10 protein-coding genes and 1 pseudogene are annotated in these 13,411 nt (G+C 52.3%); 9 read left to right on the top strand and 2 right to left on the bottom strand.

Annotated features, from left to right (window positions below):
• The 9 genes and pseudogenes from tuf to rpoC form a co-directional block, all read left to right on the top strand.
• Positions 1–180, top strand: a pseudogene (tuf, locus tag ACF8PE_RS06575) (elongation factor Tu); the annotation flags it as partial.
• A gap of 230 nt (positions 181–410) precedes the next feature.
• The gene (gene secE / locus ACF8PE_RS06570) at positions 411–794 is read left to right on the top strand and encodes a preprotein translocase subunit SecE (RefSeq protein ID WP_003862342.1); all 384 of its coding nucleotides are present in this window, start codon (positions 411–413) and stop codon (positions 792–794) included.
• A 1-nt stretch (position 795) separates the two neighbouring features.
• The gene (gene nusG, locus ACF8PE_RS06565) at positions 796–1,341 is read left to right on the top strand and encodes a transcription termination/antitermination protein NusG (protein WP_003862341.1); all 546 of its coding nucleotides are present in this window, start codon (positions 796–798) and stop codon (positions 1,339–1,341) included.
• A gap of 156 nt (positions 1,342–1,497) precedes the next feature.
• Entirely contained in the window at positions 1,498–1,926 is a 429-nt protein-coding gene (rplK, locus tag ACF8PE_RS06560) for a 50S ribosomal protein L11 (protein WP_032615878.1), read from the top strand.
• Between the two features lie 3 nt (positions 1,927–1,929).
• A complete protein-coding gene (rplA, locus tag ACF8PE_RS06555) occupies positions 1,930–2,634 on the top strand; it encodes a 50S ribosomal protein L1 (RefSeq protein ID WP_032615880.1) in 705 nt (234 codons plus the stop codon).
• Positions 2,635–2,924: 290 nt separating this feature from the next.
• Positions 2,925–3,422, top strand: coding sequence for a 50S ribosomal protein L10 (gene rplJ, locus ACF8PE_RS06550; RefSeq protein WP_024548056.1), 498 nt, complete (start codon positions 2,925–2,927; stop codon positions 3,420–3,422).
• A 66-nt stretch (positions 3,423–3,488) separates the two neighbouring features.
• On the top strand, positions 3,489–3,854 hold the full coding sequence (gene rplL, locus ACF8PE_RS06545) for a 50S ribosomal protein L7/L12 (protein WP_032615884.1): 366 nt from the start codon (positions 3,489–3,491) through the stop codon (positions 3,852–3,854).
• A 318-nt stretch (positions 3,855–4,172) separates the two neighbouring features.
• Complete coding sequence (gene rpoB / locus ACF8PE_RS06540) at positions 4,173–8,201, top strand: DNA-directed RNA polymerase subunit beta (protein ID WP_032615919.1); 4,029 nt, start codon at positions 4,173–4,175, stop codon at positions 8,199–8,201.
• A 76-nt stretch (positions 8,202–8,277) separates the two neighbouring features.
• Positions 8,278–12,501 carry a DNA-directed RNA polymerase subunit beta' gene (rpoC, locus tag ACF8PE_RS06535; RefSeq protein WP_032615886.1) on the top strand — a complete coding sequence of 1,408 codons (4,224 nt, stop codon included), beginning with the start codon at positions 8,278–8,280 and terminating at the stop codon, positions 12,499–12,501.
• Between the two features lie 170 nt (positions 12,502–12,671).
• Here the strand turns inward: rpoC and ACF8PE_RS06530 are convergent, their stop codons facing one another.
• A complete protein-coding gene (locus tag ACF8PE_RS06530) occupies positions 12,672–12,989 on the bottom strand; it encodes a PTS lactose/cellobiose transporter subunit IIA (protein WP_032615888.1) in 318 nt (105 codons plus the stop codon).
• Between the two features lie 3 nt (positions 12,990–12,992).
• Positions 12,993–13,298 (bottom strand): PTS sugar transporter subunit IIB, encoded by a 306-nt coding sequence (locus ACF8PE_RS06525; RefSeq protein ID WP_032615891.1) that lies wholly within the window; start codon positions 13,296–13,298, stop codon positions 12,993–12,995.
• Between the last annotated feature and the right edge of the window lie 113 nt (positions 13,299–13,411).

The following is a 13,411-nucleotide window of genomic DNA, read 5'->3' as shown; positions in this document are numbered from 1 at the left end:
ACTGACGTGACCGGTACCATCGAACTGCCAGAAGGCGTTGAGATGGTAATGCCAGGCGACAACATCAAGATGGTTGTTACCCTGATCCACCCAATCGCAATGGACGATGGTCTGCGTTTCGCAATCCGTGAAGGCGGCCGTACCGTTGGTGCAGGCGTTGTTGCTAAAGTTCTCGGCTAATTGCTGATAACATTTGACGCAATGCGCATGAAAAGGGCATCATTTGATGCCCTTTTTGCACGCTTTCGAAACAGAACCTGGCTCATCAGTGATTTTATTTGTCATAATCATTGCTGAGACAGGCTCTGAAGAGGGCGTTTTAGTCCGAAACGCAACAGAGCATTTCGGTTTGGTTCGCCTCGCTATCGCGGGGTGAAAATGTTTGTAGAATACTTCTGACAGGTTGGTTTATGAGTGCGAATACCGAAGCTCAAGGGAGCGGGCGCGGCCTGGAAGCGATGAAATGGGTAGTGGTAGCCGTATTGTTGATCGTAGCAATCGTTGGCAACTACCTTTATCGCGACATGATGCTGCCGCTACGCGCGCTGGCAGTGGTAATTCTGATTGCTGCAGCGGGTGGTGTCGCGCTGTTGACGACCAAAGGTAAAGCGACTGTCGCTTTTGCCCGCGAAGCGAGAACCGAAGTCCGTAAGGTCATTTGGCCGACTCGCCAGGAAACATTGCACACCACGCTGATTGTAGCTGCGGTTACCGCTGTAATGTCACTGATCCTGTGGGGACTGGATGGTATTCTGGTTCGCCTGGTATCCTTTATCACTGGCCTGAGGTTCTGAGATGTCTGAAGCCCCTAAAAAGCGCTGGTACGTCGTTCAGGCGTTTTCCGGTTTTGAAGGCCGCGTAGCAACGTCGCTGCGTGAGCATATCAAATTACATAATATGGAAGAGTTGTTTGGTGAAGTTATGGTTCCGACCGAAGAAGTGGTCGAGATCCGTGGCGGCCAGCGTCGCAAAAGCGAACGCAAATTCTTCCCGGGTTACGTGCTTGTTCAGATGGTGATGAACGATGCAAGCTGGCACTTAGTGCGCAGCGTACCGCGCGTAATGGGCTTTATCGGCGGCACGTCTGACCGTCCGGCGCCAATCAGCGACAAAGAAGTTGATGCGATTATGAACCGCCTGCAGCAGGTTGGTGATAAGCCGCGTCCGAAAACGCTGTTTGAACCGGGTGAAATGGTTCGTGTTAATGACGGTCCGTTTGCTGACTTTAACGGCGTGGTCGAAGAAGTGGACTACGAGAAGTCCCGCCTGAAAGTTTCCGTTTCTATCTTCGGTCGTGCGACCCCGGTAGAACTGGACTTTGCCCAGGTAGAAAAAGCCTAAGCAGCGATCAAAAAAGCGACGATTTAATCGTTGCACAGGGCGCGAGATTGGAATACAATTTCGCGCCTTTTGTTTTTATGGGTCTCGGCCCGTAAAACGATTTTTATTCACGGGGAGCCTCCTTGAGGCGCTATTACCCAATCAGAGGATTTTAGAATGGCTAAGAAAGTACAAGCCTACGTCAAGCTGCAGGTTGCAGCTGGTATGGCGAACCCAAGTCCACCAGTTGGTCCAGCTCTGGGTCAGCAGGGTGTGAACATCATGGAATTCTGTAAAGCGTTCAACGCCAAAACCGAATCCCTGGAAAAAGGTCTGCCAATCCCAGTCGTAATCACTGTTTACGCTGACCGTTCTTTCACTTTCGTTACCAAGACCCCTCCAGCAGCAGTTCTGCTGAAGAAAGCGGCTGGTATCAAGTCTGGTTCCGGCAAGCCGAACAAAGACAAAGTGGGTAAAATTTCCCGCGCCCAGCTGCAGGAAATCGCGCAGACCAAAGCTGCCGACATGACTGGTTCCGACGTTGAAGCGATGACTCGCTCCATCGAAGGTACTGCACGTTCCATGGGCCTGGTAGTGGAGGACTAAGAAATGGCTAAACTGACCAAGCGCATGTCCGTGATCCGTAACAAAGTTGATGCGACCAAACAGTACGACATCAACGAAGCGATCGCTCTGCTGAAAGAACTGGCTACCGCTAAGTTCGTTGAAAGCGTTGACGTTGCTGTTAACCTGGGCATCGATGCTCGTAAATCTGATCAGAACGTACGTGGTGCAACTGTACTGCCACACGGTACTGGCCGTTCCGTTCGCGTAGCCGTATTTGCCCAAGGCGCAAACGCTGAAGCTGCTAAAGCTGCAGGCGCTGAGCTGGTAGGTATGGAAGATCTGGCTGACCAGATCAAGAAAGGCGAAATGAACTTTGACGTTGTTATTGCTTCCCCGGATGCAATGCGCGTTGTTGGCCAGCTGGGCCAGGTTCTGGGTCCACGCGGCCTGATGCCAAACCCGAAAGTGGGTACTGTAACTCCTAACGTTGCTGAAGCGGTTAAGAACGCTAAAGCAGGTCAGGTTCGTTATCGTAACGACAAAAACGGCATCATCCACACCACCATCGGTAAAGTGGACTTTGACGCTGACAAACTGAAAGAAAACCTGGAATCTCTGCTGGTTGCGCTGAAAAAAGCGAAACCAACTCAGGCGAAAGGCGTGTACATCAAGAAAGTTAGCATCTCCACCACCATGGGTGCAGGTGTTGCAGTTGACCAGGCTGGCCTGAGCGCTGCTGCAAACTAATGCCTTTACGTGGGCTGTGATTTTGTCTACAATCTTACCCCCACGTTTGCTAACGAAAGTTAGCGGCTAAAGAATTTGTTCGTTGGAGCCTGGCCTATCCAGGCCTCCGTCGAAGACCGCAGGTGTTTCGCAAGAGACTTAATCCCCTGCGTAGACGGTGACAGAACGCTAAGATTATTTTTGGATACTCTGGCTTGTTTCTGCTCACCGTATTAAGACGCTCTTTCCGTTGGGAAGAGTGAAGTGAGTTCCGGGACATGAGTCCCGGCAAACATCCAGGAGCAAAGCTAATGGCTTTAAATCTTCAAGACAAACAAGCGATTGTTGCTGAAGTCAGCGAAGTAGCCAAAGGCGCGCTGTCTGCAGTAGTTGCGGATTCCCGTGGCGTTACTGTAGATAAAATGACTGAACTGCGTAAAGCAGGTCGTGAAGCTGGCGTTTACATGCGTGTTGTTCGTAACACCCTGCTGCGCCGCGTAGTTGAAGGTACTCAGTTCGAGTGCCTGAAAGACACGTTTGTTGGTCCAACCTTGATTGCATATTCTATGGAACACCCGGGCGCTGCCGCTCGTCTGTTCAAAGATTTCGCGAAAGCGAATGCAAAATTCGAGGTTAAAGCTGCAGCCTTTGAAGGTGAGTTGATCCCGGCATCGCAAATCGATCGCCTGGCAACCCTGCCGACCTACGAAGAAGCAATTGCACGCCTGATGGCAACCATGAAAGAAGCTTCGGCTGGCAAATTGGTTCGCACTCTGGCTGCTGTTCGCGATGCGAAAGAAGCTGCTTAATAGCAGTCATCTTTATCAAGTATTCGCTTACGTATAAACTTATTCTGATTTTCAGGAACAATTTAAATGTCTATCACTAAAGATCAAATCATTGAAGCAGTATCCGCTATGTCCGTAATGGACGTTGTAGAACTGATCTCTGCAATGGAAGAAAAATTCGGTGTTTCTGCTGCTGCTGCTGTAGCTGTAGCTGCTGGCCCGGTTGAAGCTGCTGAAGAAAAAACTGAATTCGACGTAATTCTGAAAGCTGCTGGCGCTAACAAAGTTGCTGTAATCAAAGCAGTACGTGCTGCAACTGGCCTGGGTCTGAAAGAAGCTAAAGACCTGGTAGAATCTGCTCCAGCTGCGCTGAAAGAAGGCGTGAGCAAAGACGACGCAGAAGCACTGAAAAAATCTCTGGAAGAAGCTGGCGCTGAAGTTGAAGTTAAATAAGCCAACCCTTCCGGTTGCAGCCTGAGAAATTAGGCTGATGGCTGGTGACTTTTTAGTCACCAGCCTTTTTGCGCTGTAAGGCGCCAGTAGCATTTCACACTGTTTGACTGCTGGTAGTCCTGACAATGCTTGTTTCTATCGACGACTTAATATACTGCGACAGGGTGCTCGCTCTGGGTAAATCGCAATGAAATGGTTTAAGCGTGATAGCAACAGGCATTGCGGAAAGTGTTCGATTTTCCGATCAACAAAATGGTGTTGCACAAACTGTCCGCCAATGGACAGATGGGTCGACTTGTCAGCGAGCTGAGGAACCCTATGGTTTACTCCTATACCGAGAAAAAACGTATTCGTAAGGATTTTGGTAAACGTCCACAAGTTCTGGACATTCCATATCTCCTTTCTATCCAGCTTGACTCGTTCCAGAAGTTTATCGAGCAAGATCCTGAAGGGCAGTACGGCTTGGAAGCAGCCTTCCGTTCCGTGTTCCCAATTAAGAGCTACAGCGGTAATTCCGAGCTGCAATACGTCAGCTACCGCCTTGGCGAACCGGTATTTGACGTTCAGGAATGTCAAATCCGTGGCGTGACCTACTCGGCACCGCTGCGCGTTAAACTGCGTCTGGTGATCTACGAGCGCGAAGCGCCGGAAGGCACCGTCAAAGACATTAAAGAACAAGAAGTCTACATGGGTGAAATTCCACTCATGACTGACAACGGTACTTTCGTCATCAACGGTACTGAGCGTGTTATCGTTTCCCAGCTGCACCGTAGCCCGGGCGTCTTCTTCGACAGCGATAAAGGTAAAACGCACTCATCCGGTAAAGTACTGTATAACGCGCGTATCATTCCTTACCGTGGTTCCTGGCTGGACTTCGAGTTCGATCCGAAAGACAACCTGTTTGTCCGTATCGACCGTCGTCGTAAACTGCCTGCGACCATCATTCTGCGTGCGCTGAACTACACCACTGAGCAGATTCTTGATCTGTTCTTTGAGAAAGTTGTCTTCGAAATTCGCGACAACAAGCTGCAAATGGAACTGGTGCCTGAGCGTCTGCGTGGTGATACCGCGTCGTTCGACATCGAAGCCGACGGCAAAGTATATGTTGAGAAAGGCCGCCGTATTACTGCGCGCCACATCCGTCAGCTGGAAAAAGATGATATCAAACACATCGAAGTCCCGGTTGAATACATTGCTGGAAAAGTAGCTGCAAAAGATTACGTTGATGCATCCACTGGCGAGCTGATCTGCCCGGCTAACATGGAGCTGAGCCTGGATCTGCTGGCTAAGCTGAGCCAGTCTGGCCACAAGCGTATCGAAACGCTGTTCACCAACGATCTGGACCACGGTCCGTACATGTCCGAAACCGTACGTGTCGACCCAACCACCGATCGTCTGAGCGCGCTGGTAGAAATCTACCGCATGATGCGCCCGGGTGAGCCACCGACTCGTGAAGCGGCTGAAAGCCTGTTCGAGAACCTGTTCTTCTCCGAAGACCGCTACGATCTGTCCGCGGTTGGTCGTATGAAGTTCAACCGTTCTCTGCTGCGTGACGCGATCGAAGGTTCCGGTATCCTGAGCAAAGAAGACATCATCGAAGTGATGAAGAAGCTCATCGATATCCGTAACGGTAAAGGCGAAGTGGACGATATCGACCACCTCGGCAACCGTCGTATCCGTTCCGTTGGCGAAATGGCGGAAAACCAGTTCCGCGTTGGCCTGGTACGTGTAGAGCGTGCGGTGAAAGAGCGTCTGTCTCTGGGCGATCTGGATACCCTGATGCCTCAGGATATGATCAACGCCAAGCCGATCTCCGCAGCAGTGAAAGAGTTCTTTGGTTCCAGCCAGCTGTCTCAGTTTATGGACCAGAACAACCCGCTGTCTGAGATCACGCACAAGCGTCGTATCTCTGCACTCGGCCCAGGCGGTCTGACCCGTGAGCGCGCAGGCTTTGAAGTTCGAGACGTACACCCGACTCACTACGGTCGCGTATGTCCAATCGAAACGCCTGAAGGTCCAAACATCGGTCTGATCAACTCCCTGTCCGTGTACGCACAGACTAACGAATACGGTTTCCTTGAGACCCCGTATCGTAAAGTGACTGACGGTGTTGTAACCGACGAAATTCATTACCTGTCTGCTATCGAAGAAGGTAACTACGTTATCGCTCAGGCGAACTCCAACCTGGATGACGAAGGCCACTTTGTAGAAGATCTGGTTACCTGCCGTAGCAAAGGTGAATCGAGCTTGTTCAGTCGTGACCAGGTTGACTACATGGACGTTTCCACCCAGCAGGTGGTTTCCGTCGGTGCGTCCCTGATCCCGTTCCTGGAACACGATGACGCCAACCGTGCATTGATGGGTGCGAACATGCAACGTCAGGCGGTTCCAACTCTGCGCGCTGATAAGCCGCTGGTTGGTACCGGTATGGAACGTGCTGTTGCCGTTGACTCCGGTGTTACTGCAGTTGCTAAACGTGGCGGTACCGTTCAGTACGTGGATGCATCCCGTATCGTTATCAAAGTTAACGAAGACGAGATGTACCCGGGCGAAGCAGGTATCGACATCTACAACCTGACCAAGTACACCCGTTCTAACCAGAACACCTGTATCAACCAGATGCCATGTGTGTCTCTGGGTGAGCCAATTGAGCGCGGCGACGTGCTGGCTGACGGTCCGTCCACCGACCTCGGTGAACTGGCGCTCGGTCAGAACATGCGCGTAGCGTTCATGCCGTGGAACGGTTACAACTTCGAAGACTCCATCCTCGTTTCCGAGCGTGTGGTTCAGGAAGATCGTTTCACCACTATTCACATCCAGGAACTGGCGTGTGTGTCTCGTGACACCAAGCTGGGGCCAGAAGAGATCACCGCTGACATCCCGAACGTGGGTGAAGCTGCGCTCTCCAAACTGGATGAATCCGGTATCGTTTACATCGGTGCAGAAGTGACCGGCGGCGACATTCTGGTTGGTAAGGTAACGCCGAAAGGTGAAACCCAGCTGACGCCAGAAGAGAAACTGCTGCGCGCGATCTTCGGTGAGAAAGCGTCTGACGTTAAAGACTCTTCTCTGCGTGTGCCGAACGGTGTTTCCGGTACGGTTATCGACGTTCAGGTCTTTACTCGCGACGGCGTAGAAAAAGACAAACGTGCGCTGGAAATCGAAGAGATGCAACTGAAGCAGGCTAAGAAAGACCTGTCTGAAGAGCTGCAGATCCTCGAAGCTGGCCTGTTTGGTCGTATCTACGCGGTGCTAGTTGCCGGTGGTGTTGAAGCTGAGAAGCTCGACAAATTGCCACGCGACCGCTGGCTGGAACTGGGCCTGGCCGACGAAGAGAAACAAAATCAGCTGGAACAGCTGGCTGAGCAGTATGACGAACTGAAACACGAGTTCGAGAAGAAACTCGAAGCGAAACGCCGCAAAATCACTCAGGGCGACGATCTGGCACCAGGCGTGCTGAAGATTGTTAAGGTGTATCTGGCTGTTAAACGTCAGATCCAGCCTGGTGATAAGATGGCAGGTCGTCACGGTAACAAGGGTGTTATTTCTAAGATCAACCCGATCGAAGATATGCCGCACGATGCTAACGGTACGCCGGTAGATATCGTACTGAACCCGCTGGGTGTACCGTCTCGTATGAACATCGGTCAGATCCTCGAAACTCACCTGGGTATGGCTGCAAAAGGCATCGGCGACAAGATCAACGCCATGCTGAAACAGCAGCAAGAAGTCGCGAAACTGCGCGAATTCATCCAGCGTGCGTACGATCTGGGTACTGATGTTCGCCAGAAAGTCGACCTGAACACCTTCAGCGATGAAGAAGTGCTGCGTCTGGCAGAGAACCTGAAAAAAGGTATGCCAATCGCAACGCCAGTCTTCGATGGTGCGAAAGAGTCTGAAATCAAGGAACTGTTACAGCTGGGTGGCCTGCCAAGTTCTGGCCAGATCACTCTGTTCGACGGTCGTACCGGTGAGCAGTTCGAGCGCCAGGTAACCGTGGGTTACATGTACATGCTGAAACTGAACCACCTGGTTGATGACAAGATGCACGCGCGTTCTACCGGTTCTTACAGCCTGGTTACTCAGCAGCCGCTGGGTGGTAAGGCGCAGTTCGGTGGTCAGCGCTTCGGGGAGATGGAAGTGTGGGCGCTTGAAGCATACGGCGCAGCATACACCCTGCAGGAAATGCTCACCGTTAAGTCTGATGACGTGAACGGTCGTACCAAGATGTATAAAAACATCGTGGACGGCAACCATCAGATGGAGCCGGGCATGCCAGAGTCCTTCAACGTACTGTTGAAAGAGATTCGTTCGCTGGGTATCAACATCGAACTGGAAGACGAGTAACTCTCGCTCAAACAGGTCACTGGTGCCGGAGTAATTTCCGGCACCAGATTGTGCTAACTCCGACGGGAGCAAATCCGTGAAAGACTTATTAAAGTTTCTGAAAGCGCAAACTAAAACCGAAGAGTTTGATGCGATCAAAATTGCTCTGGCCTCGCCAGACATGATCCGTTCATGGTCTTTTGGTGAAGTTAAAAAGCCAGAAACCATCAACTACCGTACGTTCAAACCTGAGCGTGACGGCCTTTTCTGTGCGCGTATTTTCGGGCCAGTAAAAGATTACGAGTGCCTGTGCGGTAAGTACAAGCGCCTGAAACACCGTGGTGTGATCTGTGAGAAGTGCGGCGTTGAAGTGACCCAGACTAAAGTGCGTCGTGAGCGCATGGGCCACATCGAGCTGGCGTCTCCGACTGCCCACATCTGGTTCCTGAAATCTCTGCCGTCCCGTATCGGCCTGCTGCTGGATATGCCGCTGCGTGATATCGAACGTGTTCTGTACTTCGAATCTTATGTAGTTATCGAAGGCGGTATGACGAACCTGGAACGTAACCAGATTCTGACCGAAGAACAGTATCTGGACGCGCTAGAAGAGTTCGGTGACGAATTCGACGCGAAGATGGGTGCGGAAGCGATCCAGGCCCTGCTGAAGAGCATGGATCTGGAGCAGGAGTGCGAGCAGCTGCGTGAAGAGCTGAACGAAACCAACTCCGAAACCAAGCGTAAAAAGCTGACCAAGCGTATCAAACTGCTGGAAGCGTTCGTTCAGTCTGGTAACAAACCAGAGTGGATGATCCTGACCGTTCTGCCGGTTCTGCCGCCAGATCTGCGTCCGCTGGTTCCGCTGGATGGTGGTCGTTTCGCAACGTCTGACCTGAACGATCTGTATCGTCGCGTCATTAACCGTAACAACCGTCTGAAACGTCTGCTGGATCTGGCTGCGCCGGATATCATCGTACGCAACGAAAAACGTATGCTGCAGGAAGCGGTAGATGCCCTGCTGGATAACGGTCGTCGCGGTCGTGCGATCACCGGTTCTAACAAACGTCCTCTGAAATCTTTGGCCGACATGATCAAAGGTAAACAGGGTCGTTTCCGTCAGAACCTGCTCGGTAAGCGTGTTGACTACTCCGGTCGTTCTGTTATCACCGTAGGTCCATACCTGCGTCTGCATCAGTGCGGTCTGCCGAAGAAAATGGCACTGGAGCTGTTCAAACCGTTCATCTACGGCAAGCTGGAACTGCGTGGCCTGGCCACCACCATCAAAGCCGCTAAGAAAATGGTTGAGCGTGAAGAAGCTGTCGTTTGGGATATTTTGGACGAAGTTATCCGCGAACACCCGGTACTGCTGAACCGTGCACCAACCCTGCACCGTCTGGGTATCCAGGCATTTGAGCCAGTACTGATCGAAGGTAAAGCTATCCAGCTGCACCCGCTGGTTTGTGCGGCATATAACGCCGACTTCGATGGTGACCAGATGGCTGTTCACGTACCGCTGACGCTGGAAGCCCAGCTCGAAGCGCGTGCGCTGATGATGTCTACCAACAACATCCTGTCTCCAGCGAACGGTGAGCCAATCATTGTTCCTTCTCAGGACGTTGTACTGGGTCTGTACTACATGACCCGTGACTGTGTTAACGCCAAAGGCGAAGGCATGGTGCTGACTGGCCCGAAAGAAGCTGAGCGTATTTATCGCGCTGGCCTGGCCTCTCTGCATGCGCGTGTAAAAGTGCGTATCACCGAATATGAAAAAGCTGAAAACGGCGAACTCGTTGCGAAAACCAGCCTGATTGACACGACCATTGGCCGTGCGATTCTGTGGATGATCGTACCGAAAGGTCTGCCTTTCTCCATCGTCAACCAGGCGCTGGGTAAGAAAGCGATCTCCAAAATGCTGAACACCTGTTACCGCATTCTGGGTCTGAAGCCGACCGTTATCTTCGCTGACCAGACAATGTACACCGGCTTTGCTTATGCAGCGCGTTCAGGTGCATCTGTTGGTATCGATGACATGGTCATCCCAGAGAAGAAACACGAGATCATCTCTGAAGCGGAAGCTGAAGTTGCTGAGATCCAGGAGCAGTTCCAGTCTGGTCTGGTTACCGCGGGCGAACGCTATAACAAAGTTATCGATATCTGGGCAGCGGCGAACGATCGTGTATCCAAAGCGATGATGGACAACCTGCAAACCGAAACTGTGATTAACCGTGACGGCGTCGAAGAGCAGCAGGTTTCCTTCAACAGCATCTACATGATGGCCGACTCCGGTGCGCGTGGTTCTGCAGCACAGATTCGTCAGCTGGCAGGTATGCGTGGTCTGATGGCGAAGCCAGATGGCTCCATCATCGAAACGCCAATCACCGCGAACTTCCGTGAAGGTCTGAACGTACTCCAGTACTTCATCTCTACTCACGGTGCTCGTAAAGGTCTGGCGGATACCGCACTGAAAACCGCTAACTCCGGTTATCTGACGCGTCGTCTGGTAGACGTTGCGCAGGATCTGGTAGTTACCGAAGACGATTGTGGCACCCTCGAAGGTATCACCATGACCCCGGTTATCGAGGGTGGTGATGTTAAAGAGCCGCTGCGCGATCGCGTTCTGGGCCGTGTGACTGCTGAAGACGTTCTGAAGCCGGGTACCGCAGATATTCTGGTTCCACGTAACACACTGCTGCACGAGCACTGGTGTGATCTGCTGGAAGCGAACTCTGTTGACTCCGTGAAAGTACGTTCCGTCGTATCCTGTGACACCGACTTTGGTGTATGTGCGCACTGCTATGGTCGTGACCTGGCGCGTGGCCACATCATCAACAAAGGTGAAGCTATCGGCGTTATCGCGGCACAGTCCATCGGTGAGCCGGGTACACAGCTGACGATGCGTACGTTCCACATCGGTGGTGCGGCATCTCGTGCGGCTGCTGAATCCAGCATCCAGGTGAAAAACAAAGGTAGCATCAAGCTCTACAACGCGAAGTCGGTTGTTAACTCTTCCGGTAAGCTGGTTGTGACTTCACGTAACACCGAGCTGAAGCTGATCGACGAATTCGGTCGTACCAAAGAGAGCTATAAAGTGCCTTACGGTGCTGTTATGGCGAAAGGCGATGGCGAACAGGTTGCTGGCGGCGAAACCGTAGCGAACTGGGATCCGCACACCATGCCGGTAATCACCGAAGTGGCGGGCTTTATTCGCTTCACCGATATGATCGATGGCCAGACGATTACTCGTCAGACCGACGACCTGACCGGTCTCTCTTCCCTGGTGGTTCTGGATTCTGCAGAACGTACCGCGGGTGGTAAAGATCTGCGTCCAGCACTGAAAATCGTTGATGCTAACGGCAACGACGTTCTGATCCCAGGCACCGATATGCCGGCTCAGTACTTCCTGCCAGGTAAAGCGATTGTTCAGCTGGAAGATGGCGTACAGATCAGCTCTGGTGATACCCTGGCGCGTATTCCTCAGGAATCCGGCGGTACCAAGGATATTACCGGTGGTCTGCCACGCGTTGCGGACCTGTTCGAAGCACGTCGTCCGAAAGAGCCGGCAATCCTGGCTGAAATCAGCGGTATCATTTCCTTCGGTAAAGAGACCAAAGGGAAGCGCCGTCTGGTGATCACGCCGCTGGATGGCAGCGATCCGTATGAAGAGATGATTCCAAAATGGCGTCAGCTCAACGTGTTTGAAGGTGAACGTGTAGAACGTGGTGACGTTGTTTCCGACGGTCCAGAAGCACCGCACGACATTCTGCGTCTTCGTGGCGTCCACGCGGTAACGCGTTACATCACCAACGAAGTACAGGACGTTTACCGTCTGCAAGGCGTTAAGATCAACGATAAGCACATCGAAGTTATCGTTCGTCAGATGCTGCGTAAAGCCACCATCGTGAATGCCGGTAGCTCCGACTTCCTCGAAGGTGAGCAGGTTGAATACTCTCGCGTCAAGATTGCTAACCGCGATCTGGAAGCGAACGGCAAACTCAGTGCGACCTTCGCACGTGACCTGCTGGGTATCACCAAAGCGTCTCTGGCAACCGAGTCCTTCATCTCCGCGGCATCGTTCCAGGAGACCACTCGTGTGCTTACCGAAGCAGCCGTTGCGGGCAAACGCGACGAACTGCGCGGTCTGAAAGAGAACGTTATCGTGGGTCGTCTGATCCCGGCCGGTACCGGTTATGCGTACCACCAGGATCGTATGCGCCGTCGCGCAGCGGGTGAAATCCCTGCTGCACCACAGGTGACTGCTGAAGACGCATCTGCCAGCCTGGCAGAGCTGCTGAACGCAGGCCTGGGCGGTTCTGACAACGAGTAATCGTTACGTCAGCCCATAAAAAAACCCGCTTCGGCGGGTTTTTTTTTGCCTGATACGCTGTGGTTATCCGGCCTGCTATTCGGTGTTGCTGTTGCCCGGGGACGCTGCGTTTACCCGACCAGGAGTTTAAAGCTGTTACAGGCCCGGTAAGCGTAGCGCCACCGGGCGTATTAGTTCACCAGCGGCAAACGGCGATACAGCTCGATCATGTCTCCCGCCAGATCCTGAATCACCATCGCATTCATGAGATGATCCTGGGAGTGAACGGTAATCAGGTTGACCGGCAGCTTGCCGGTTCCTTCATCCATACCAATCAGCTTCGTCTGGATGGTATGCGCATGCTTAACGAATTCACGCGACTCTTCCATCGCCTTTTCCGCATCGGCAAAATCACCTTTACGCGCCATCTGCAACGCGGTTAATGCTGAACTGCGGGCTGCACCTGCATTCACCAGCAGCTCCATAATGATGGTTTCTAAATCTTCCATGACTTACTCCAGCAGCTTGAGGGCTTTTTCGAGGACGGCATCGCCTTTCATCATGCCGTAATCCATCATGTCGATAACCGCGACCTTTTTGCCCAGTGGCTCTGCCTGTGCCTGAAGATTGTTGAGTTCGTATTTGACCTGCGGGCCAAGCAACACAATGTCGGCTGCGGCAAGTTCATCTTTAAACTCAGCAACCGGGACGGCTTTGATGGTTACTTCGACCCCTTTTTTCTGCGCGGCGTCTTTCATGCGTTGAACCAGCATGCTGGTGGACATTCCCGCTGCACAGCATAAAACGATGTTCTTCATAGTCAGCCTCAATGTACATGTGTTTATTGATAATTATCCCGCGCGGCCCGCTTCGACAACCGCGTTACCGCGATTGTGTGTGAGTCATCACAAAGAAACCCGCTTTTTCTGAA

It is taken from the genome of Leclercia sp. GLN_9, from assembly GCF_043105735.1.
Lineage (GTDB): Bacteria > Pseudomonadota > Gammaproteobacteria > Enterobacterales > Enterobacteriaceae > Enterobacter > Enterobacter adecarboxylatus.
The sequence above is the reverse complement of the archived record's forward strand: the minus strand, read 5'-3'. Positions and strand labels throughout refer to the sequence as shown.